The 21,149-nt window shown below is 69.4% G+C and carries 25 protein-coding genes; 5 read left to right on the forward strand and 20 right to left on the reverse strand.

The window, feature by feature from the left end:
- Positions 1 to 32 precede the first annotated feature (32 nt).
- From ACFXKZ_RS02465 to ACFXKZ_RS02475, 3 genes are read left to right on the forward strand one after another with little or no spacing between them, the layout of a single operon-like run.
- Entirely contained in the window at positions 33 to 1,016 is a 984-nt protein-coding gene (locus tag ACFXKZ_RS02465; RefSeq protein ID WP_379995518.1) for a hypothetical protein, read from the forward strand.
- On the forward strand, positions 1,013 to 2,101 hold the full coding sequence (locus ACFXKZ_RS02470; RefSeq protein WP_379995520.1) for a hypothetical protein: 1,089 nt from the start codon (positions 1,013 to 1,015) through the stop codon (positions 2,099 to 2,101). The genes ACFXKZ_RS02465 and ACFXKZ_RS02470 overlap by 4 nt, the downstream gene beginning before the upstream one ends.
- Positions 2,102 to 2,103: 2 nt before the next feature.
- The gene (locus tag ACFXKZ_RS02475) at positions 2,104 to 4,128 is read left to right on the forward strand and encodes a hypothetical protein (RefSeq protein ID WP_379995522.1); all 2,025 of its coding nucleotides are present in this window, start codon (positions 2,104 to 2,106) and stop codon (positions 4,126 to 4,128) included.
- Positions 4,129 to 4,136: 8 nt separating this feature from the next.
- On the opposite strand, the gene ACFXKZ_RS02480 is transcribed toward ACFXKZ_RS02475, so the two are convergent.
- Complete coding sequence (locus ACFXKZ_RS02480) at positions 4,137 to 4,595, reverse strand: hypothetical protein (protein ID WP_379995524.1); 459 nt, start codon at positions 4,593 to 4,595, stop codon at positions 4,137 to 4,139.
- 261 nt (positions 4,596 to 4,856) lie between these two features.
- Here ACFXKZ_RS02480 and ACFXKZ_RS02485 point away from each other — a divergent pair, with 261 nt between their 5' ends.
- A complete protein-coding gene (locus tag ACFXKZ_RS02485) occupies positions 4,857 to 5,534 on the forward strand; it encodes a hypothetical protein (RefSeq protein ID WP_379995526.1) in 678 nt (225 codons plus the stop codon).
- 199 nt (positions 5,535 to 5,733) lie between these two features.
- Here ACFXKZ_RS02485 and ACFXKZ_RS02490 read toward each other — a convergent pair whose 3' ends face one another.
- The 4 genes from ACFXKZ_RS02490 to ACFXKZ_RS02505 are packed head-to-tail and all read right to left on the reverse strand — an operon-like array spanning position 5,734 to position 7,139.
- The gene (locus tag ACFXKZ_RS02490) at positions 5,734 to 6,069 is read right to left on the reverse strand and encodes a YnfA family protein (protein WP_379995528.1); all 336 of its coding nucleotides are present in this window, start codon (positions 6,067 to 6,069) and stop codon (positions 5,734 to 5,736) included.
- Positions 6,066 to 6,380 carry a hypothetical protein gene (locus ACFXKZ_RS02495; RefSeq protein ID WP_379995531.1) on the reverse strand — a complete coding sequence of 105 codons (315 nt, stop codon included), beginning with the start codon at positions 6,378 to 6,380 and terminating at the stop codon, positions 6,066 to 6,068. The genes ACFXKZ_RS02490 and ACFXKZ_RS02495 overlap by 4 nt, the downstream gene beginning before the upstream one ends.
- Positions 6,361 to 6,825, reverse strand: a complete 465-nt coding sequence (locus ACFXKZ_RS02500) for a MerR family transcriptional regulator (RefSeq protein ID WP_379995533.1) — start codon at positions 6,823 to 6,825, stop codon at positions 6,361 to 6,363. Before ACFXKZ_RS02500 ends, ACFXKZ_RS02495 begins: the two co-directional genes overlap by 20 nt.
- Positions 6,822 to 7,139: a hypothetical protein gene (locus tag ACFXKZ_RS02505; RefSeq protein WP_379995535.1), complete on the reverse strand. Its 318-nt coding sequence runs from the start codon at positions 7,137 to 7,139 to the stop codon at positions 6,822 to 6,824. Before ACFXKZ_RS02505 ends, ACFXKZ_RS02500 begins: the two co-directional genes overlap by 4 nt.
- 220 nt (positions 7,140 to 7,359) lie before the next feature.
- On the opposite strand from ACFXKZ_RS02505, the gene ACFXKZ_RS02510 reads away from it, so the two are divergent.
- Positions 7,360 to 7,716 carry a hypothetical protein gene (locus ACFXKZ_RS02510; RefSeq protein WP_379995538.1) on the forward strand — a complete coding sequence of 119 codons (357 nt, stop codon included), beginning with the start codon at positions 7,360 to 7,362 and terminating at the stop codon, positions 7,714 to 7,716.
- A 1,266-nt stretch (positions 7,717 to 8,982) separates the two neighbouring features.
- Here the strand turns inward: ACFXKZ_RS02510 and ACFXKZ_RS02515 are convergent.
- The 15 genes from ACFXKZ_RS02515 to queC all read right to left on the reverse strand — a co-directional run bounded on the left by ACFXKZ_RS02515 (position 8,983) and on the right by queC (position 21,038).
- Complete coding sequence (locus ACFXKZ_RS02515) at positions 8,983 to 9,798, reverse strand: DUF3825 domain-containing protein (protein ID WP_379995540.1); 816 nt, start codon at positions 9,796 to 9,798, stop codon at positions 8,983 to 8,985.
- A 104-nt stretch (positions 9,799 to 9,902) separates the two neighbouring features.
- On the reverse strand, positions 9,903 to 10,943 hold the full coding sequence (locus ACFXKZ_RS02520) for a Gfo/Idh/MocA family protein (RefSeq protein WP_379995542.1): 1,041 nt from the start codon (positions 10,941 to 10,943) through the stop codon (positions 9,903 to 9,905).
- Positions 10,940 to 12,061 carry an aminotransferase class V-fold PLP-dependent enzyme gene (locus ACFXKZ_RS02525; RefSeq protein ID WP_379995545.1) on the reverse strand — a complete coding sequence of 374 codons (1,122 nt, stop codon included), beginning with the start codon at positions 12,059 to 12,061 and terminating at the stop codon, positions 10,940 to 10,942. Before ACFXKZ_RS02525 ends, ACFXKZ_RS02520 begins: the two co-directional genes overlap by 4 nt.
- Before the next feature lie 56 nt (positions 12,062 to 12,117).
- Positions 12,118 to 12,729 (reverse strand): PIG-L deacetylase family protein, encoded by a 612-nt coding sequence (locus tag ACFXKZ_RS02530; RefSeq protein ID WP_379995547.1) that lies wholly within the window; start codon positions 12,727 to 12,729, stop codon positions 12,118 to 12,120.
- A complete protein-coding gene (locus ACFXKZ_RS02535) occupies positions 12,723 to 13,589 on the reverse strand; it encodes a 5'-3' exonuclease H3TH domain-containing protein (RefSeq protein WP_379995550.1) in 867 nt (288 codons plus the stop codon). Before ACFXKZ_RS02535 ends, ACFXKZ_RS02530 begins: the two co-directional genes overlap by 7 nt.
- The gene (locus ACFXKZ_RS02540; protein ID WP_379995551.1) at positions 13,589 to 14,707 is read right to left on the reverse strand and encodes a glycosyltransferase family 4 protein; all 1,119 of its coding nucleotides are present in this window, start codon (positions 14,705 to 14,707) and stop codon (positions 13,589 to 13,591) included. The genes ACFXKZ_RS02535 and ACFXKZ_RS02540 overlap by 1 nt, the downstream gene beginning before the upstream one ends.
- The gene (locus ACFXKZ_RS02545) at positions 14,704 to 15,255 is read right to left on the reverse strand and encodes a phosphoribosyltransferase (RefSeq protein WP_379995553.1); all 552 of its coding nucleotides are present in this window, start codon (positions 15,253 to 15,255) and stop codon (positions 14,704 to 14,706) included. The genes ACFXKZ_RS02540 and ACFXKZ_RS02545 overlap by 4 nt, the downstream gene beginning before the upstream one ends.
- The gene (locus tag ACFXKZ_RS02550) at positions 15,252 to 16,193 is read right to left on the reverse strand and encodes a radical SAM protein (protein WP_379995555.1); all 942 of its coding nucleotides are present in this window, start codon (positions 16,191 to 16,193) and stop codon (positions 15,252 to 15,254) included. The genes ACFXKZ_RS02545 and ACFXKZ_RS02550 overlap by 4 nt, the downstream gene beginning before the upstream one ends.
- Positions 16,190 to 17,215: a glycosyltransferase family 2 protein gene (locus ACFXKZ_RS02555; protein WP_379995558.1), complete on the reverse strand. Its 1,026-nt coding sequence runs from the start codon at positions 17,213 to 17,215 to the stop codon at positions 16,190 to 16,192. The genes ACFXKZ_RS02550 and ACFXKZ_RS02555 overlap by 4 nt, the downstream gene beginning before the upstream one ends.
- Complete coding sequence (locus tag ACFXKZ_RS02560) at positions 17,212 to 17,676, reverse strand: DUF6884 domain-containing protein (RefSeq protein ID WP_379995560.1); 465 nt, start codon at positions 17,674 to 17,676, stop codon at positions 17,212 to 17,214. The genes ACFXKZ_RS02555 and ACFXKZ_RS02560 overlap by 4 nt, the downstream gene beginning before the upstream one ends.
- Positions 17,673 to 18,245 (reverse strand): formylglycine-generating enzyme family protein, encoded by a 573-nt coding sequence (locus ACFXKZ_RS02565; RefSeq protein ID WP_379995562.1) that lies wholly within the window; start codon positions 18,243 to 18,245, stop codon positions 17,673 to 17,675. The genes ACFXKZ_RS02560 and ACFXKZ_RS02565 overlap by 4 nt, the downstream gene beginning before the upstream one ends.
- A 16-nt stretch (positions 18,246 to 18,261) precedes the next feature.
- Positions 18,262 to 18,960 (reverse strand): reverse transcriptase domain-containing protein, encoded by a 699-nt coding sequence (locus ACFXKZ_RS02570; RefSeq protein ID WP_379995564.1) that lies wholly within the window; start codon positions 18,958 to 18,960, stop codon positions 18,262 to 18,264.
- Between the two features lie 241 nt (positions 18,961 to 19,201).
- Positions 19,202 to 19,939 (reverse strand): 7-carboxy-7-deazaguanine synthase QueE, encoded by a 738-nt coding sequence (locus tag ACFXKZ_RS02575; RefSeq protein WP_379995567.1) that lies wholly within the window; start codon positions 19,937 to 19,939, stop codon positions 19,202 to 19,204.
- Complete coding sequence (locus ACFXKZ_RS02580) at positions 19,936 to 20,319, reverse strand: 6-pyruvoyl tetrahydropterin synthase family protein (protein WP_379995569.1); 384 nt, start codon at positions 20,317 to 20,319, stop codon at positions 19,936 to 19,938. The genes ACFXKZ_RS02575 and ACFXKZ_RS02580 overlap by 4 nt, the downstream gene beginning before the upstream one ends.
- The gene (queC, locus tag ACFXKZ_RS02585; RefSeq protein WP_379995571.1) at positions 20,316 to 21,038 is read right to left on the reverse strand and encodes a 7-cyano-7-deazaguanine synthase QueC; all 723 of its coding nucleotides are present in this window, start codon (positions 21,036 to 21,038) and stop codon (positions 20,316 to 20,318) included. The genes ACFXKZ_RS02580 and queC overlap by 4 nt, the downstream gene beginning before the upstream one ends.
- Positions 21,039 to 21,149 lie beyond the last annotated feature (111 nt).

Here is a 21,149-nt window from a genome sequence, read left to right on the forward strand (position 1 = left end):
ATTCACCGGCGCGGGGAGAACGCGAGAACCCGGTGGCACTGATCAACCCGCCCCTCCTGGTGGCCGGCGGCACACACGAAGCACGTGCCTTCCGCATGATGCTCCGCGACATGGCGCGCGGAGCCGAAGGCGTCACCGAAGGCGACGACCTGCGAGTGCGAGCCCTCTCGGCGCCTGGCCCGGCCGTCCTCGTCGGCGACGGATCAGCCGTAATCCTCGGCCGAGCCGGGAGGAACCAAGGCGCCTACACCGCCTACAACCTGGGCGACGCCACCGTGCAGATCGCACCGACCGGCGCAACCCCCCGCACCGACCTTCTGGTGCTGAGGATCACCGACCCCGAGTACGAAGGCGTCCTCAACCCGGTCACCGACGCCATCGCGAACTGGTACGTCATCTCCAACCTCAACACCCGGTGGCCGGGCATCCGCCGCCCGCCGGGAGTCGGCGCCCGCCTCATCGGGAACCTCCCCCAACCCGGCATGACGTACATCCCGCTCGCCGAAATCCACGTCCCGGCGAACACCGTGAACATCACCTCCAGCATGATCACCGACTTGCGGAACGTCGCGAACCCGCGCCAAAGCCGCCAAGTCGAGGTGGCATCCCCCGGCGGCGACGTCGACGCGCCCTGGCTGAATCCCGGCACCTGGTACGACTGGCCGCCGTGCACCGCCTGGCGCGTGTGGGTCCCCGAATGGGCGGTCTACTGCCGCGCGCAGGTCAGCATCCACGGCCTGCAGATCAACGGCGGATGGTTCTGGGGTGCCTTCGGCTTCGCACTCGGCAGCGTCGCAGGGCAAAGCACAAACCTGGACACCAGCGCCCTCGTCGCGGGCAACCGCAGCGAGGCGGCAGCCGCCGACAGCCTGTACATCCCGCCGGAGATGCGGGGCACCTGGCAGCAGTTCACCGGCCGCATCACACGCTGGTCGGACGGCGGTGGCGGGATTCCGCAAACGGACACGGCAACCACCGCAGTGCTCGATCTGGACTTCATCGAGGACATCTGGTGAGTGGTGCCACTCGCTACATCGCCGTACGTGCGCTCACCGGCGAGGTAACCAGTTGGGATCTCCCGCTGACCAACGTGGAGTGGGGACCGGAGCTCTCCGGCGCCGGATCCCTGCGCGCCACGCTGGAACCCAAACTGGTCTCCACACACGCCGACCTCCTCGAGGAGGGCAACACCTATCTGTACGTGGAGCAGGCCGGGCTCCTGAGATGGGGCGGCATTGTGTGGTCCGCCGAACCCGAGGGCGGCTCCTACCCGATCGAAGCAGCGACATGGAGCTCTTACCTCAAGCGTCGCCACGACGTCCACGGCGAATTGAACGCCCGCGGCCCCTACGTATACGCCGACCCGTGCGGGATCATCCGCGACACATGGGCCTACGCCCAAGAGGCACCGGACGGCGACATCGGTGTCCGCGTGGACGACACGACCAGCTCGGCGAAGGTCGGAACCCCGGCATCACCTCTGTCCATTGCCTGGTGGGAGATCCCGGAACTCGCGAACGTGATCGACCAAGCCCTCAAAGGCGTCGTCGGCGGTCCGGAATGGATGGACGACGTCGAGTGGGGACCTGACGGCAAACCACTCCACCGCGTACGCCTGGGATGGCCGCGCCTGGGCAGCCGCCGCACCGATCTGTCGTTCGCCAGCGGAGTCAACATCGTCGGCACACCGCGCATCGCCATGAACGCGGACGAGTACGCGCAGGTGATCATCGCCACCGGCGCTGGTGAAGGGCGCTCGCGCAGGCGCGCGATCTCCGCGGTCCGCGACGGGCGACTGAGGCTCGAACATCACCTGGACATCCCCGGCGAGAAGGGCACTGATCGCCTCTCCGCGCGCGCAGAGGACGAACGAGCAATCCGCCAGATTCGAGGCGACGTCGACGAGATCACCGTCATCGACCATCCCGCAGCCCCACTCGGTTCCTGGCGCGTCGGGGACGACGTGCAGGTGACCGTGAACGGCCCGTGGGCTTCGTGGTCGGGCTGGTGCCGGATCGTCGGCTGGACCATCAGCGACGACCACCCCCAACAGGCCCGGCTCGACCTGCGCCGCGCCGATTCCTACACCTACGGAGGCTGACCATGGCCCGCCCCTCGATCGGGCAGCAACTCGCCGCCCTTCAAGAACAGTTCTCCGCCCTCAGGCGGTCGTCGCACCTCGGAGCTTCCAGCATCGAGGGAGGCGCCGTACAGGTATACGACAGCGAGGGCCGCCTGCGCATGATCGTGGGCGAGCAAGCAGACGGCACGACGGACGCCGCAGTGGTGTCCGGACCGCCCCCGCCCACGCCGTCCGCTCCACTGGTCACGCCTGCACTCGCTGGCCTCCGGGCCCGCTGGAACGGCAGCTTCACCGACGCCCAGGTTCCCCCGATGGACTGGTCCCGAGTGGAGGTCCACGTCGGCACCAGCGCCGATTTCACCTGCGACCAGAGCACCCTGCGGGACACCATCGAAACCGCACAAGGAGGCGAAGTGCTGCTCCCCTTCTTGCAGTACACGCCCTACTGGGTGCGGCTTCGCGCCCGCAGCAAAGCCGGTACGGCCGGGAACGCGTCCGCGAGCACGTCAGGCACCCCGCTTCAAGCGGACGCCGCCGACATCAAGACAGGCGCGATCGACGCCAACCACATCAGGGCGGGTGCCATCGTCGCCGACCAGGTCGCAGCCGGCGTCCTGACCGGCTCGGTGGTGCGCACGGCAGCGGCCGGCGCACGGGTGGAGATGACTCCGCACGACCCCGTCCAGAATGCCCCCGCGACGGTCTACTGGCCCGACCCTGGCGACGGACTGCTTCCAGGCCGCATCGTCACACGAGTGGACACGCCCCCGCTGGGACCGGATCCGAGCACACCCCAAGCCCCCACGACTGGGTGGCTCGCCATGTACGCGCCCCGGCACCCCAGCGTCACGGGAGCCGCGAAAGTACAACTACGGACCGGCATTTCCGGCGGCACAGGCTCCGTGCGCGGCGTCGCGAACCTCACGACCGAGGACGGCAGCGGTTTCACGACCATCGGCGCCACCGACGTCAGCAACGCCGGAACCGACATGTACGCGATCGACCGCAAGATCGTCACCGACCCCGGCAATCACAACGAGTACCGGGCCAGCCTCAACACGTTCAGTTTCTGGGTCTTCCAGAACCGATACAAGAACGGAGTCCTGGGCGCGCCCAAGCGCCTCGCCGAGTTCGAATTCAGGCCGGGCCAGAACAGCCAGGTGACCGGCCTCGGCATCGACGCGGCCGACGGCTCTCGCATCGACGGGCGCATCGACTGGTCAAGCGAACGCATCGCCATCAGCTCCGCCCTCGTCCCCAAGGACGCCGCCGTGCCGTCCCGCACGGACGCGGCAGCCTGGTTCGACCTGCGTGCCGGTATGACCAGCGCCCTCACGGCGCGCGGCACTGCCGCAGCCGACGGGTCCCGCATCGACACCAGGATGGGCCTGTCGGAAACCCGGTTCGCCGTATGGGGCATGAGCTACAAGCCGGACGGCACCTACGACCGCGACACGGCCGTGCCGCTGTGGGTCGACATGCGGCCGGGCCGGCACCACTACCTGACGTCCAAAGGCGTGCCGGAGGCGAACGGCACCAACCGGCAGACGTCGTTCTACGTGCGCGACGACTACGTCATCATCACCGGAAGCAACCGCGACGCGGCCGGGCTGCTGGGCGTCGACCAGGTGATGTACATCGACACCCGCCCGGCGGTCGACCAGGGCGGCACGCGCAAGCATTACGTCAACGGCTACTGGTACCGATCAGACTGGAAGGGCCTGACCCCGGCCGCGGGCTGGAGCCACGGCACCGGAGTGGACGGCGCGGCGGTCGCCCGCCTGACACCGGACAACAGCATCAAGTTCGCCGGGATCCTGAAACCGGCGACCACGCCCAGTGGAACGGCGGCGATCCTCATCGGGACGCTGCCCGCCGGAGTGGCGACCGCCCGCAACCAGCGGGTCCTGGCGTGCACCAACGACAAGGGCGGAACAGGCACGGTGCTGATCCAGCCCACCGGAGAAGTCCTTCTCCTCGGGTGGACCGGGGGCAACGTGTCGTACGTGTCCCTGGCAGGCACCTCCGTGCCCATTGACGCCTGACGAGGCCATCACAGGCGAGGCTCCCACCGGGTACCGCCCAGGGCTTCCTCGACCAGCCCCACCGCCCGCTCGGTCGCCGCCGCCCGCGTGCCCTCGTGCTCGTACATCCGCAGGACGGCCGCAAGCACCGACGGCGGGGCCAAGGCGGAGAGGTCGGCCCGCGCGGTGCCGTACCCGTGCCGGGCAGCGGCGACGGCCGCGGACACATGCTGGTGCGTCATGCGCGCCAGCACCACCGGGAACCGGTGCAACACGGCATGACTGCGATATCCGGGCGGGCACAGATCGAACAGCCAAGTGACGGCGGTGTCCTCCCAGCCCGGGGCACCCGGTGGACGTACCTGACGCGGCCAGCCAACCGGGACGACGCCGTCCCGGCCCCGGCTGCGCCGCGTCGGGACGCCCGCCACGCGGGGCAGCACCTGGGCGAATCGGCCCGGCAGCTCCCATTCCGGGGTTTCGTCCATTCCGTACACATGTTCGAGTATCCGTCGTAGTCGCGCTGCTCGCGATCTGGGGCCGCATTGTCCCGTGCCATCGAACCTTGAGCGTGTGCCGTCGAAGGTTGACGGAACGGCAGTTCGTGCCACTGAAGATTGATCATGAAGGTCAGGAATCCGAAGGACGGTCTGGCCCACCGGCTGCCCTCCCCCAGAAGCCGAATCCGCCGGGTGGATTACGAACAGGACGCGCCTTGGAGCGGGAGAATGGATGGCGAGAGGTGCGCGATGAACAAGAGTGAGGAAGAAGAGCCGGGTGTTCGGTTCGTCTCCAGTGAAGACGAGAGCAGCAGCACCGACTCCCACCTCGTCACCAAGATGAACTCCGCAGGAGACGTCACAGGCCTTCGGATGGGGCGCAGTGCCGATGGCCGAGACGCCAGCGCCGACCATGAAGGTGGCCGGATCATCGCTCATACAGCTGGCCCAAATCCAGCCAAGGATGCTCGCGAGCTGCGAACAGGCCAGAGCCTGGTTAACCACTTCAACGCCCAGGGTGCTCGCTGGAATCCAGCAAGGTTGGCCCCTGGAGGCAAGGACGAACAAGGAGTGGACTGCACCTCCGAGAGTGAGACCGGCGTGGGGAAGTTGCTGATCCAGGTCACAACGGCCGACCGCACGGAGACCTGGCGACAGCTCGACCAGACCCAGATCGCCACCCACCCAGACTGGTCCGTGGAGGATGCCGCAGCTGCACTCAAGACCGCGATCGAGAGCAAAGGCAATCATCCAAAGCAGGGCATCTATCTGGCGTTGGACGCCACCGACAGTATCGGCTCGGCTCTTCCGGCGGTGTCCGAGGCCTTCCGCGCCGCGTACGGCTCATGGGTGGGCTCGCTGGGCTACGAAGGCGTCTACCTCGTAGGCCCCGAGGGTCTCGTCACACGCCTGGACGGGTCAGGCTGAAGGACCACACCACGAGCCATTGGCACAGACTGGCCGTCCGTCAACTTTCGGTGGCACATGATCAAGGCTCGATGGCACAGGACACGCATTGTCCGTGTCAGCGAACCCTGATCGTGTCATTGAAGATGACATCGATGGTTTCGCGTCACCGATGTTTGCCGAACGCGATGCCGGAAGGCTGAATGCGCAGGTCAGAGTGTCAGGCGTTCCGGGGCGCGTACATGATGACGGCGACGCCGGCGAGGCAGGTCAGGGCGCCGGTGACGTCGTAGCGGTCGGGGCGGTAGCCGTCCAGGGCCATGCCCCAGGCGAGGGATCCGGCGACGAAGACACCGCCGTAGGCGGCGAGGATGCGGCCAAAGTCGGCGTTTTCCTGCAGCGTCGCGACGAAGCCGTACGCGCCAAGGGCGATGACACCGGCGCCGATCCAGCCCCAGCCGCGGTGTTCGCGGGTGCCTTGCCAGACCAGCCACGCCCCGCCGATCTCCAGGACGGCGGCGGCCAGGAACAGGGCGATGGAGCGGATGATCGTCACGGGCGCGGGCGTACCGAGACCTCGACGGCGGGCTTGTCCGAGGCGGGATCGATGCAGTCGCACGCCGATCCGGTGCAGCCCCGCGCGTGTTCGACGGCCTTGCGACGGCGCCACCACGACCGGCCGATCAGCCCGACGGCCGCGACGGCTAGGACGACGGCGACGGTGGGCAGCCCCGCGGCAACCAACGCCGGCAACGCGCAGCACGCCACGCATGCGGCTCCGGCCAGCCAGGCGAGTCGCCCGGCGGCGCGGTGCCCGGACCGCTCGTCGGGGGCTTCGCCGGTGGGGTCAGCAGCAGGGTCCGGCATGGCGGTCCTCCAAGGCGAGGTCGGCGAACGGGAGCGGGCAGCACGGGCTGGTCGCGCACACCGCGAGGTCGTCGCAGCCGGCGTCCACGGCGTCGACCAGCGCGGCGCGGATGGTGTGCAGGTCGGCGATCCGCGCGTCGATCTCGACGAGCTTGGTGGCGGCGAGGTCTTGCAGCCCGGCCTTGACGCGGCGGCCGGCGCCATGGTGGTGGGTGCCGGCTTCCAGCAGCTCGGCGACCTCGTCCAGGGTGAACCCGAGCCGTTGCGCGGCTTTGATCACCCGCAGCAGGGCGACCGACTCGGGTGGGTAGACGCGGTGGCCGCCGAGGGTGCGGTCGGGTTCGGCGAGCAGGCCGCGGCGCTCGTAGTAGCGCAGCGTCTGCTGGTTGACCCCTGCGGCATCTGCGAGTTCACCCGACCGAAGCCCGCCCGACGTGCCGGTCATGTCCGTGCCCCGGCCGCGCGGTCGACGAGCGCGTCCAGGACCGGGACGTGCATCTCGGGAACGGCGACGTCCATCAGCAGGCGGCCGGTCTCGTCGTGTTCGAAGGCGAACGTGAAGAACGAGCAGCAGCTCGTCTCACGAGCGGCCAGTTCCCGCGCGGCCGGTTCGGCGGCGGTGCCCAGGACCAGCCGGGCCCGCACAGGCGTGGGCCGCTCCACGCGCACCAGGGCCTCGGCGAACAGCGCGTCGAACTCGGCGACGCGTAGAGACTGCCCCTCCTTGGGCAACGTGCAGGACTCCGGCACCCAGGCCATGGCTGGCCCTTTCCCGTCGAAGTACGCCCCGAGTGGGGCTGTCGCTTGACGGTAAACCTGTATGCGGGTACCGAATGCAAGCCCACCACCCCGCCGAATTTTGCTTCGCCGCTCAACCTTCGGTGGCACGCGCTCAGCCCTAGGTGACACAGGACATGGACGGAGAAGGTACTCGCGAAATCCGCCGCTTCCTCTCCCCGGAGCCTCCTACAGTGACCTCATGAACATTCGCTGGGGTGGCGCGGTCTGGGAACTGATGCTGGTGAAGCGCGCGGTCGGGACAGCCTTGTCGAACTCGGCGAGCGGCGGATACAGCACGCTCCTGCGTGACGGCGCCCGGAACTTGGTCGGCCACGCGGACCTGCTCAAGGGGAATCGAGCCGTCGCCGGGCTTGTCGCGCTCTCTGCGGTAGGGGGAGGTGCCCTTACTTTCGTCACCATGAAGGCGACGCCGCACCTCAAGACGAAGTTCCACCCCGCGGCCCAGGACAGGGCAGAGGAGGGGGCAGAAGCCACCTCCGATACCCCTGTTGAGGAGTCGGAAGCTCTCAAGGAGCCGCGGCTATGCGCTGTCTGACCATCGGGCGTATCCACTCCGACGAACTGGTAGGGCGCCGGTAGCCATCAACCTTCGGTGACACACGCTCAAGGTTCGATGACACGGGACAAGGAGATGGCACACTCGACGGCGAACTTGCGCTGCAGCCCCGTGCCGTCGATGCGTGACCTGCTCACATGGCAGGTCGGGCCGCGGATTCGCCCGGCTCAGTGATTGTTTAGCGAGGGTTCTGTGCCGGGCGAATCCGTCGCCGATCTAAGACTCTTGCCGAAGTACGCTCGTGACTGCGTCCTTGACTACCTCGAAGGCACTTTTACCAGCGCCGAAAACGAAACCGCGGCTGAACGCCTTGCGGTGGGAGTCATCGGCCTGCCTGGACGAGACGATATTCGTGACCTCCGTCGGACACGGCGTCCTTACCTGGTCAGAAACCTCGACAGGGTGGCCCGAGTGAGCGGGCGTGGAGGGTACTTGCTGATTCTGTGGCACCGTCCTCTGGAACATTGCTTTGCTCAGGAGGAGCTTGATCCTGCTCACGTCGCGACTCCAGCGTCTGCGGGAGAACTCACCTCGTGCGCGCGACTAGATCTCGAGGTGCAGTGATCTCCCTGCGGCCATGGGCCACATTGCGCGCCACTGCCGCAAGGAAGAGGACGTCGGCAAGCCGTGCCGTCGAGTATGCACCGACGGGTGTGGGGGAGCACTCAGCAACCAGTTGCCCGAAGGGACTCTCGCGTGGTCGCGGGCTCTGACGAACCAGCCAGACGGATCCTGTGGTTGTCTTGCGCGAAGGCGCGGCCAGAGCGATTTGAAGAGCCGGGCTATTGAATCTTGAGGTTGTCCTGCGCGTAGGCGCCCCCAGAACGACGCGAAGGCAGCCTCGCATACCTCTTCCGCGTCCTTGATACGCGGGAACAGGGATGTCTTGACAGCCCTCGCCCACGCAGCCTGCAAGTAGGCAACGTCCGCTGATTCCACGCCAAAAGGCTACCGCCGTCTCCGCGAGGATTGCTGCGGTTCGCGAAACAAGTGAATGAACACGCCCGCTCCGGGGCTGCCCTGTGACGCATCACCGTCTGACGGAGGCGCCAGCCACCTACAGTCGCCTGAAGCACTCCCAGGGGGCTCACACACGCTTTCGCGCCGACGAGGTGCAGGACGACTTCGTCGCTCACGGCGCACAGATTGAATCCGGTCTGGCCGATCCGCAACGTCCAAGAGCCGCACGCTGCTTCCGTGCCCGCTACACCTCTGCGCCACTCAGCATGCGACAGGCGGGCATGGTCAGCATTTGAGAACCCACCGCGCGGATATGGGTCCCAGTGCCCTGACGCGGTAGTACAGGTTGCGCGGTTGCAGGACGGTCGAGCCGAGTAGGTGATCGCCGTGGATGCGGTCGATGTTGCGTTCGACGACGAGGACGAGGTCGATGTGCTGCCTGCTCAGGCTAAGCGGGAGAAGCCATTGCATGGTCCCCCGCGATTCGGACCATACGGGTGCCGCGTCCTGCGGTTTCGCGGTCACGCGGTTCTGCGTCGCGCGCAACGCGGCTTCCAAGGCGGTACGTGCGCTCGTCAGGGTGCTGTTGTAGGCAGGAGGGAATCGGTTCAAGCGGTTTTGGATGTGACCCCACGAGAGGCGTATGGCCAGATTCGGGAGGGTGCGGGCCTCTTCGGTCAGCCCATATTCGGCACGCCGGGGTGTCTCGGTGATCCGTTCCCGAAGGTTCGTGTCGAGAGTCTGCCAGTACTTGAAAACGTGGGGTCGACGCCGGTGTACCTCGTTGGCGGCGAATACGCCCAGGATGTCCAGCCCTGTCCGTCGGTGCGCCAGGCCGGTATTGAGAACCACGAGGCTGCTGTCGTCACTCTCGACTAAGGCGTCCTGCTGGCATAAACGACGGTAGGTGGCTCCGAAGTAGGAGACCAGGCGCGGCAGGGGCACCTGGTTCTCGAACGCCTGCGGGTCGTCCCAGGGTTCGGGTTCGGCCAGGTTCGCGAGACTCGCGAACGCATTCTGGTCGCCTTCCTCGCAAGGGATGTATGCGAGGTCGCTCCACGAAAGACGTGGGGTGCCGTGCGGGGGGAGTGGGGCAGACATCTGGCTCCTGGACAGGGGGCATCGCACCGCCGCTCGACACGGAGGTGGGCGCCCGCTTATCGGGGTATTCGGCGCTACTGAGCCGAGGTTCGGATGGTGGACGTCTACCGCGAACTGCCGGGTACGCGGCCCGGGGACGCGAACGTGTGGATCGACTCGATGATGTGGGCAACGTGCGCCGCTCGTGCCGCGTCGCAGAAGGGTGTCGTTCCGTGACTGAGGGCGTGGGCCAGATCCGCGACACCCATCCCCCGGCCGCTGTGCGCCCGTACGGGGGGCTCTGCCGGAAGGGTCGTCCATGCCGGTTCTTGTGGACCACGTAACAGGACGGCGCCGTCGTGGAAGTTCGGATCGGGCAGGACAAGCACGCCGTCCGAGCCGTGGATCTCGAGATGCGGGGCGCGGGTGGGGCCGGTGTCGAAGCTCGCGGTGAAGGTGATCGGGATGTCTCCGATTCCCAGTAATGCGGTGACGTGGGTGGCCGCGCGGGCGGTGAACGCCGCACCAGTGGAGTCGACGCGGGGGTTACGCAGTTGCGTCGTGGCCCCGTGTACGCGGGTGACATGGCCGAGGAGGTGGGTGAGCGTGGCCAGGTAGTAGGGGCCCATGTCTCCCAGCGGTCCGATTCCGTCCGTGTGGAACGCTTGCGGGTTGGGGTGCCAGCGTTCGGGGCCGCGGTTGTGGAGTGCGGCCGAGGCGGACAGAGGTTCTCCGATGGCGCCCTTTTCGAGGGCGCGGAGCGCGGTTTGTGCGGCGCTGCCCATGGGGGTGTCCGGGGCTGCGCCCAGGAGGATGCCGGCTTCTGCCGCCTGGATGATGAGGGCTTCGGCGTCGCCGGGCCGCATCGCGAGAGGCTTTTCCGTCCAGATGGCGGGTAAGCCTGCGGTGATCGCGTCTCGGATCAGCGTGGCGTGAGTGTCGGGGGGCGTCAGGACCGCGATCAGGTCGACGTGTGCGGGGTCGAGGATGTTCTCGGGAGGTACCGGGCTGATGTTGTGGCGGAGCCCGAAGTCCCGGGCCCGGGCGGGGTCGAGGTCGGTGCATGCGGTGACATGGACGTCGGGGTCGGGTGCGAGCGTTCGCGCGTACTCGTGGGCGACCACTCCACAGCCGATGATCCCGACGCGCACCGGATAGGTCGTCATCGACGTTCCCCGAGGGCGTTGCGGACGGTGGCCGCGAGGTGTTCGGCGAACGCGGCGTGCTGGTGGTCGGGGAGCCATGGGATCTGTACGTCGAGGTAGCGAGTGAGGTTGTGCTCGCCGTGCTCGGCCTGCACGGGCCAGGCCGCTGCCGTGTGGAGGTCTCCCGGGCCGGGCCACCACGAACGGAATTTGGCGCGGTGGAGGCTGGCGGAGAGGTGGCGGGCGATGCCCGGTGCGGGCGTCCACATGCCCACATGGGCGCCGTTGCCGATGCCGTTGGTGTCGGGCACGAGGGTGATGCCGTCGATGTCCAACGCGGCGACGGCGTGCTTATGGAGCGTCCGCAGAGATTTCACGAGTTCGGGGAGAGCATCGAGCTGGGGAACTGCCAGACCGGCGATGGCTTCTCCCATGCGGGACTTGGAGCGCCACGCGGGTGTCGGGGTCCCGTGGCGGGTGTCGCCGGAGAGGGCTCGCATCAGGGAGACGAGTTCGGTGTCGTCGGCCGCGGCGAAGCCGCCTTCGCCGGTGGCAACGAGCTTGAAGGAGTGGGTGGAGAACGCGGTGGCCGTGCCCCAGGACCCTGCGGGGCGTCCGGCGGCGTCGACGCCCCACCCTTGGGCGCAGTCCTCCACGAGGTGGATGCCGAGCTCGGTGAGGTGCTGGCTGATGCGGGCGATGTCCGGTGCGGGACGGCCGCGAAGGTGACAGATGATCACTGCCTTCGTGGCGTCGGTGATGAGCGGTTCCACCTGGTCCCAGCACGGTGTGAGGCTGGTGTCGACCGGGGCGACGACGACGTCCGCACCGAGGATCGCGGCGGCGCCTCCGACGGTGACCCACCCGGCCTCGGGCACGATGACCTGATCGCCGGGGCGGATGCCGAGGCCGTGCAGGATCAGGCGCAGGGCGGAGGATCCGGAGTCGACGGCGATGGCCGCGGCGCGGTTGACGAGGCCGGCGACCTTGTGTTCGGCCAGCGGGGTGAGGGCGCCATCGTAGGTGGCGAGAGCCCCGCTCCGTATGGCCGGGCTCACCAGCGAGACCTGTCGGGCGGCGGTGAGGTCGCTGTATTGGTACACGGCTTCGGCGCGGTCGGGTGTGGTCGATGATGGCACGAGGGGTGATCCCTTCGGGACCCCGGCCCGGCGGGCGGGCGTCGGGGGTGGTGGTGTCACAGGCAGGGGGAGGCGGGCACGCGTCCGAGGATGGGGATCGCGGTGTACGCCTCGGCGTGGGCGGCGCCGATGCGTGCGCCCCACAGGCGGGCGAGGGTGTCGGCCATGGGGCCGAAGTGGGTCTCGATGGGCTGGGACGCGTGCGCTCGCAGGGCGTGCACTTTCGTCGGGTACGTCGCGGTGACGTCGACGATGGTGTCGGCGCGGACCGGGCCGTCCAGGGTCAGGGAGTTGTAGGTGTCGCACGTGTACAGGCGCTGCGGATGGCCGGTGGCGATCACGACATCGGGCAGCGCCTCGACGACGGTTCGGGCGACGGCCGCGTGCTGGGGATGCACGTCGCGGGTCGGATGGGTGACGACGACCTCCGGCCTGAAGGCGGTGATCAGGTCGTGGACGGTGCCCGCGTCGACGCCGGGTATCAGGCGTAGGTCCACACCGAGTTCGGCGGCGCCGGCCGCCGCTTCCCGGTTGCGTACGCGGTCGTGCGCGGCGACCGCGACGAGTACGTCCGCGTGCCTTGCGTGCAGGGCGAGGGTTCCGCCGCACCACAGTTCCGCGTCGTCCGGGTGGGCCATGACCGCGAGGACCCGTCCGGGCGTCACCACAGGCCCAGCTTGGCGATGACGTCCGCTGCCTTGGGGAGTTCGGGACTGGGCACGCCGGTGGGGTGCGCGGTGACGGGGACGTCGGTGCGCATGCGGATCATGTCGCGCCAGCGCAGCACGTCGGGCCAGGCATCGTGGACCGCCTGCCCCTTCACGCCTGTGAGGCGCCCGCTCGTGGGCAGTTCGTCCAGGGTGAGGCCGCCCGAGAGGTACTTCGCGGCGGTGCCGGGGCCGATGCCGCGCACGCCCGGGATGTTGTCGGACGGGTCGCCGGTCAGGCTGCGGTAGTCGGCCCATTGGGCGGGCGTGACCTTGAAGCGGCCGGTGACCTCTTCCGGGCCGATGACGCGCTTCCCGGCGTTGCGGGAGCGGGCGATGACGCGGACGTGGTCGGCGTCCAGGAGTTGGTAGTAGTCCTGGTCGCCGGACATGATCCGCACCGGCCGGTCCGGGTGGGCTCGGGCGAGGGTGGCGATGGAGTCGTCCGCCTCGGCGTTCTCGACCTCCGTCCAGGCAAACCCGAACGCGTCGAGACCGTCCTTGACGGGCTGAAGGAACTGCAGCGGTTTGAGGGCTTCGGGTGTGGTGGGCCGGTTCGCCTTGTAGTCGGCGTCCTCGGTCTTGCGGTCGGCCGAGCCCTGTTCGCCGTCGAAGACGACGATGATCTCCGGGGCGGTCGTGTCGAGGTCGTCGCGGACGACGCACCGCAGCAGCGCGAAGAAGGCGAAAGCGCCGGTGAGCTCGCGCGTCTTGTCGCGGGAGCGGATCTCGGCGGGGAACCCCATCGTTCCCGACCACAGCAGGTGGTGGCCGTCGACCAGGAGCAATGGACATACGCGCGCGGGTACGACAGAACCCATCACGACACCGCCTTGAGGAAGGTCTCAGCGACTCGGATGGGCCGATAGTCCGACGCGGCGTAGTACACGGCCCAGGTGACTGCGGCGTAGGTTACCGGGTCGTCGAGGAGTTCGTGGACGGCCGTCACCAGTCCGGGTGAGCCCAGCGCCGGTTCCACGAGAAGTCGTTCGGCGTCGGGCACGCCCGCCAGGAGATCGGGGAGGTTTCCGATGCGGTGGGACACGAACGGGGTGCCGACGCTCATCGCCTCGGCCGCCACGAGGCCGAAGGTTTCGCGGCTGGACGGCACGATGATCGCCGATGCTTCTGCCAGCCATGCGGGTACCTCGTCCCAGGGCAGGGAGGGCAGCAGGGACACGCTCGGGCAGCGCGCGGCGAGTTCGCGGCAGTCACGGAGCAGGGCGGCCTGGCCGCCGGGGGTGGCTTCGAAGGCGGCGGACGCCAGGACGATCTCCACCGGGCGGCGTACGTCCCGCAGGGCTGGCAGCAGGCGGTGCACGCCTTTTTCCCGGCCCAGACGCGACAGGACCCGGATGGGTGCCCGGCGCCGCTGCTCCGGGTCGCCGCAGGGTGGGCGGGGCTCGTGGGTGAGGGCGTTGGGGACCGTGTGCCAGGTGTGGGTGGGGTGTCCGGCCGCGGCGGCTTCGTCCACGACGGTTCGCGAGGGCGTGATGACGACGTCGGCCTTGGTCAGGGCCGTCGCGGCTTCGAGCGGGTCGGGCTGGACGTGGACCATCAGGACACGTCTGACGCCGGTGGGGGATGCGAGTGTGCCCAGGCCCCACAGGGCGTCGACGAACACGATGGTGTCCGCGGCGTGGCGGGCCGCGATGTCGGCGAGGCGCCTCTCGACGTGGGCTCGGTGGGCGGACACCGCTGAACGCAGGGTTCGGTCATCGCACGGGAACGTCGTGCCGATGTCGATGTGTTCGATGTGGACGCCGGGTGGCGAGGCGCTGTTCGGGGGGATGGCGGTGGCGATGACCGGGTGGTGTCCCGCTTGGGCGAGGCCGATGGCCAGCCCGGCGGTGGCTCGCTCCATGCCGGCGGGTGCGTCGGGTTGCCACGAAACGAGGACGAGCAGGATCGAACGTCTCGTGGCGCGATCGGGGGTCATGGGGTCTTCACCGCTTCGGGCATCGGCAGGCTGCGGGTGGGCGTTGTCGGGTCGGGTTGCTGTTCCCAGGGGAAGACGACCCAGTCGTCCACGTCCCAGGCCCACAGGTCGGGGGCGTTCGGCGGGGCGCCGGTGTTCCGGCACAGCGCGACGGTTTCGACGCACTCGGGAGGGGCGAGCCGCTTGGCGAGGAGGTCGCGTACGGCGGTGAACGTGGCTCCGCTGCCGCAGATGTCGTCGGCGACGAGGACCCGGCCGGTGACGGAGCGGGGGAAGTCGGCGGGCAACGCGCAGCGCACGAGCCCGGTCGCGGGGCTCCAGGGCCGGTCGGTCGCGTTGTGCGTGGCCTCGACGTACCCGAGTGCGGCGCCCGTGGCCTGGGCGAGGTCTCGTGCGGGGCGGGTGCCCCCGTTCGCGATGCCGATGATCATGTGTACGGGACCCCGCTGGAGAAGGTGGTCGGCAAGGATAGTGATCGCCGCGTCGTAGGCGTCCTTGGACATCACGAGCGGCCCGATGCGCGTGAACACGCGCTGCGGGGTGTTCATCGGGTCCGACTGTCGGTCGAGGTGAGGTCTGCGGGTGTGCGCAGGGCGACGCCGGGGGTGATCGACATGGCGCGGTGGTCGTTGCGCCAGACCGTGCCGTCGGCGCGTACGACGGCGAACCCGGCGGATTCCCCGCGCGTGCGCAGACGCACCTGTACGCCCTGCGGGGGCCGGACCTGGCCGATGACGGCGCGGGCGTGGTCGTCGGAGAGCAGGTGGGCGTCCGCGTTCGCGGCTCCCTCGCCGAACGGGAGGTACTGCAGGAAGCTGATGCCTCCCGCGCCGAGTTGCCCCGCGAGGTCCGCGAACGCCTGGGCGTGCGGGGCGGTGGTGCGCATGAGGACGGTTTGGATCTGGACGAACAGACCTGCCGCGGTGGCCGCCCGGATGCCCTCGACGGCACGCTTGAAGCTGCCCGCGCCGCGCCGGGCATCGTGGTCGACGGCGGTGGCGCCGTCCAGGCTCACGCGGATTGCATCCAGGCAGTTCGCCAACTCGCGTGCGCGGCGGGCGAGATGCCAGCCGTTCGTCGTGCAGCTGACGGCTCGTCCACCGGCGGCGAGGAGCCGGGCGAGGTCGGACAGGTCCGGGAGGAGGAGAGGTTCGCCCCCGGAGATGTCCACCGACAGCACGGTGGACGCGGCCAAGACGTCTGCCACCCGGGCGCGTTCCGTGGGCGGCACCTCGCTCACGCTTTTGTCGTCGATGCAGTACGAGCACGTGAGGTTGCACCGCACGATCGGCGACCAGCACACGTGCACCGGTGCACCGCCCGACGTGTGCGCGGGCGCCAGTACGGGCCAGGCGCTGACGTCGGTGTCGTCCAGGCGTCGGCGTCCGGGCGGAAGCACCGTCGGGCAGGCGCGGGTGATGTTCGACGCCGGGTCGTGGACGACGTACCGGTCATCGAGGTTCGCGACGGCGAAGGTGCGGATCATCGCGACGTCACCTCCGCGCCGCCCAGGAGTTCGTCGGCCGCGGCTCGGAAATGCTCGGCTCGACCTGTGGGAGGCGGACCGTCGAGGAGTTTCCGGTACAGGGCGTGGGTGTGCGGCCAGGACTCCAGCTTTCGCTTCCACTGTGTGGCCGCGTCGGCGGGGTCGAGGTGGTGGCCGACGGTCTGGCGCAGCGGCACGACCGTGAGCCCGGAGGCGATGAGGGCGGCGCCGAGGTGGGTGTCCTCCATGCCCCATCCCAGGGCGCCGAACGCAGGTTCGAAGCCGCCGACATGCTCGACGGCGGCTCGGGGGACGCCGAGGAGGGCGGTGACCACCATGCGCGGGAGGTCCCAGTCGTAGTGGAAGCAGCCCAGGCCGAGGTCCTGGAAGTCCCGGGTGTCGGTCAGAGGGTGGCTTTCGAAGCTGTGCGGCATGACCAAGCCGGAGTGGATCAGCGGCACTCCGCCCGGTGGGCGCCAGGTCACGCGGTGGTCCGCCGCGAGGTCCGGCGCGGTCGCCGGGGGTGTGTCGTGGGGGGCAGGGGCGTTGTGGCGGAACCCGACGAGGACGGTGTCGGGGCGGCTGCGGGCGGCGAAGTCGGCGAGGACGTGCGAGGGCAGGACCATGTCGGCGTCGAGGTAGACGAGGTGGTCGGCGTGGGCGAGGCGGGTGCCGGCGTTGCGGGCCGCACCGGACCCCACCGGGCGAGGAAGCCGTACGAGGATGTCGACGACGGGGTGGTGGGCGGCGATGTCCGGGCTTGCGTCGGTGGATGCGTCGTCGACGACGATCACCTCGACGCGGCCGTGTGTGTGCTGGGCGGCGAGGGCGTCCAGGGTGTGAGGCAGGGCGTAGGCGGTGTCGCGGACGGGGACGACGACGGACACGAAGGTGCCCTCGGCGAGGCGGGCGGGCGTCGGGGCGTGCCACGGGTGTGCGGTGCGTGCGGTGAAGGCCGCGCGGATGTGGGCGTGTGCGTTGGGGACGGCTTTGAGGGCGGTCTCAAGGGTGGGGCCGGTCACGGCCACCTCCAACTGTCGAGGACGGCTGCGGCCTGGGCCCAGCCGTGCGGGTCGGGGATCCAACGCACACGAATGCCGGACGGCACCGCGCACAGCAGCGGCAGGTATGCCGCGTCGGCGACGACGAGGACCGTCGCGGGCCCGGAGGGCTCCCACTCCCGACGCACTTGTTCGCCGACGACGCGTTCGAGTTCGGTTCGGCGGCGCGCCGTCATGTGCCGGTCGTAGGGCAGGAGCGGTGTGTCGGCGTGCACGAGTCCGTGTTCGGCGGACAGGAACCGGATGCGCGCCCGGTACGGGGGAAGGGCGCCGAGACGCGCCCGCAGCTGGGGGGCGATGCCACCGGCGTACAGCTCCAGGGCGGGCACGTGTGATTCGCTGGGGTGTTTCCTGCGCGAGCAGCCCGCAACGACGAGGGCGTGTTCCGGTGCGATCGGTCGCGGCGCGGTGCCGGGGCTCATGGGGTACGCACCACGCGAAGTCCGATGCCTGGTGAGGCGAGTTCGGCGGGCGCGGCGTTGAGGAAGGTGCACCGGGCGTATAGGCATGGCGAGGCGCAGGACCCTCCCCGAATGATGTAACCGCCGCCCATCACCGGGGAGGCGGTCCACTCCCATGTGTTGCCTGCCATGTCGAGGAGCCCGTCGGGGGTGGCGCCGAGGGCGTGCGCCTGGACGGGCGTCGCCGTGCCGGGCCCGTCTTCTCGAAGGTTCGCGTGCGCGGGTGTCGGGACTTGGTCGCCCCAGGGGTAGCGGCGCCGGGCTGCTCCGGCTGCGGCCCATTCCCACTCGACGGAGCGCGGCAGGCGCCCACCGATGTGCGCGGCGACGTCGGCGGCCTGGGCGTGCGTGAGGCCGGTCATCGGCCGGTCGTCGGCGTCGATGTCGAGCTGGGCGGGCGTGACGGGCGTACGGGTCCACCAGAGCGTGCGCACCGTGATGGGGCGGGCGGTGTCTCCGAAGGCGCAGATGCCGCCGTCGATGCGGATCCATTCCGGGGCGGGACGGCCGCCTGCGGCTGTCGTGTTCACGAGGGTCCTTCCCGGGTCACCCGGCGATGAGAAAGAGGTCTTCGGCGCGCGCGTCGGGGCGAACGCGGCTCTTGGCCGTGTTGGGGCGCAGGCCACACCGGTGCAGGGCCTGGGCAACGGTGTCGAACGCGGCCTCGGCGGTGTCGCGGTCGGGGGCGAACGCGCAATAGTTGTCGGCGAATCGCACCACTCGCATCGATGGGAGCGCGTGGTCCACGCGGGACAGGCGCAGGTTGAGCAGGAGTGGGGACAGGCCCGAGCCGGGCGTCAGCGGCTCCGGCAGCGCATCGAGGAGTGTGCGGCAGCGGTTGAGGAACGTGCCGTCGTGGATGTGGGCGGCGAGCCAACGTACGACCTCGTCGGTGGTGGAGCCCTGCGACGCGCGCTCGACGTCGATGTCCGCGACCCACCGCATGCCCAGGTCCAAGTGTCGGGCGGCCTGGCGCAGGGCGGTGATCCGGTTGCGGCGAGGCCGGAACCCGGACACCCACTCGGCGAACGCGCGCTGCTCCAGGACCGGTTCGACGGCGGCGCGCACGGCTCTGTGGACCACGCGGTCGGTGACGGTCGGGATGACCGCGGCCATTTGTTTCCCGGTGTAGGTGGAGATTTCCACGTGGCGTACGGGGCCGGGCTCCCACGTGCCCGCGCGCAGGCTGTCGGCGAGGTTCGCCAAGCGGCTCGTCATGCCGTCGCGGAATGCGGCCCAGGTCATGTCGTCCGCCCCGGGTGAGGAGGATCGTCGCATGCACTGGCGGGCAGCGTGCCGAAGGTGGTGGGACGAAGTCAGGTACGGCATCAACGAATGGGCTCCCGCAGGGGCCTTGTCCGGCGCTACGCTGGGCACAGCCCGGGTGGCAGGAACGCTCCCGTCGCCCATGTACGACTCGGCCGCTACCCCACACGCGCGGCCGGCGGTGACGGGAAAGACGTCCCCACTCGGGTCTCGCCGGTTCTCAACGGCCACGCTGGTCACCCCACAACTGCACGTGCAGCCGATCCGTCAGATTCCAGCGCCGTTCGAGGACCGGGTCGGCCAACTGTCGCAGCAGGTCACGCACCTGATCGGCGTCGGTACCGCACGGCATGATCCATACCGGCGCCAAGTCGTGGGCTTCGACGAGTTCCGCGACGCCGTCCAGCTCCGTCACCGACGCGACCACGAACTTGAAGCACGCCCGCCCGGAGCGCACGAGCGACGTCAAAGCGCCTGCGTCGATGGGTCGTCCGCTCGGCCCGGCGAACCCGCGAAGCTTGGGCGAGACGTTGAACGAGGCCACCACAGCCATCAAATCGCGGAGGGGCGCCACGGTCCCGTTCGTCTCGACCTCGACCCTGCGCCCGGCCTCCACCATCGCCGTGGCAAACGGGATCAACGCCTGCTGCTGCAGCAGGGGTTCCCCGCCCGTGACGACGACGAGTTCGGTGTCCAGACCCAGGGCCCAGTCGGCGAGTTCGGTCGGCGATTCGCGGTGGGCCTCGGCACGCGGGTCGAATCGGCGCCAATCCCACGTGTAGGGGGTGTCACACGGCGGACAGCGCAGGTTGCAGCGGGACAGCCGTACGAACGCCGCGCGTTGGCCGCACGAGGGGCCCTCACCCTGGAAGGTGGGTCCGAATCGCTCCGCGACGAGGAGGTGGCCGGCATCCGCGATCGCGGCCTGCGCCAGGAGCAGGCGCGCGGCCGTACTCACGCCCAGTCCACGGTGCACTCGGCCCAGCAGGTCGCCGTCTCCTGGACCCGGACGGCCGCCGTCAGTGCCGCGACGTCCGGGGGAAGGTTCTCGAGAGCCCAGTTCAGCAGGTGCGTCGCGATGTTCTCGCAGGTGGGCGGCTCCATCATGACGTCATTGAGGACGCGGTGGTCGAAGGTGTCCGCGAGGTAGGTCCCGAACGGGCTCAGGTCCGCGAAGTCCGCGACGAATCCGACCTCGTTCACGCGCGGCGAGCTCAGGGTGAGAGTGGCGGTGTAGGAGTGGCCGTGCAGGCGCGCGCACTGGTGCCCGGCGGGAAGCCCGGGAAGGTGGTGGGCCGCTTCGAAGCGGAACGCTTTGCCGATGGTCAACCGCGTCACGACGAGACCGCCCCCGGTGTGGCGGTCGCGGAGTGGGCGTATCGGGTGGGGTCGGGAACGCCAGCTTCCGTGAACGCCTGGCGGCGTTCGATGCACGTGGAACAGGTGCCGCAGTGTTCGCTGCCCCCGCGGTAGCAGGACCACGTCAACTCGAAGGGGACACCGAGTTGCGCGGCAGACAGGACCACGTCGGCCTTCGTGAGGTGGAGGAACGGGGCTTCGAGGCGGAAGCCCGGGGCCGTGAACCCTTCGTTTCCAGCGAGGATCGCGGCCTCGATGGCGTCGAAGAAGGCCGGGCGGCAGTCGGGGTAGACGGTGTGGTCGCCGCTGTGGGCTCCGAACGCGACGAGGTCGGCGTCGGTGCTGACCGCGAGTCCGGCCGCGATCGCGAGCAGGATCGCGTTGCGATTGGGCACGACGGTGGAGCGCATGTTCGCCTGCGTGTAGCGGCCGTCGGGCACCGGCACGGTCGGGTCGGTCAGCGCCGACCCGGTGAGCAGGGCGCCCACCCCGGTCAGGTCCACGATCTCGTGGCGGGCCAAGAGCAGCCCGGCGATCTTCGCCGCATAGTCGAGTTCGGTCCTGTGGCGCTGGCCGTAGTCGACGGACAACAGCGTGAGGGAGTGGCCGCGCTCGGCCAAGAGGTAGGCGACGGTGGTGCTGTCCAAGCCGCCGGAGGCCACGACGACGGCATGCCGCCGGGTGTCGATGCGGTTCATGTGCAGTCCTCTCGGTGCACAGTCGACCCTGCGGGGCCGTGGGAACGTTCGGGTGGTTCCGACCTTCACCGCGTGCGGGAGGGGGAAGTCGGGTTCGTCCCACTGTGGCGA

Origin of the sequence: Embleya sp. NPDC059237, assembly GCF_042754105.1 — a bacterium.
Taxonomy (GTDB): domain Bacteria; phylum Actinomycetota; class Actinomycetes; order Streptomycetales; family Streptomycetaceae; genus Embleya.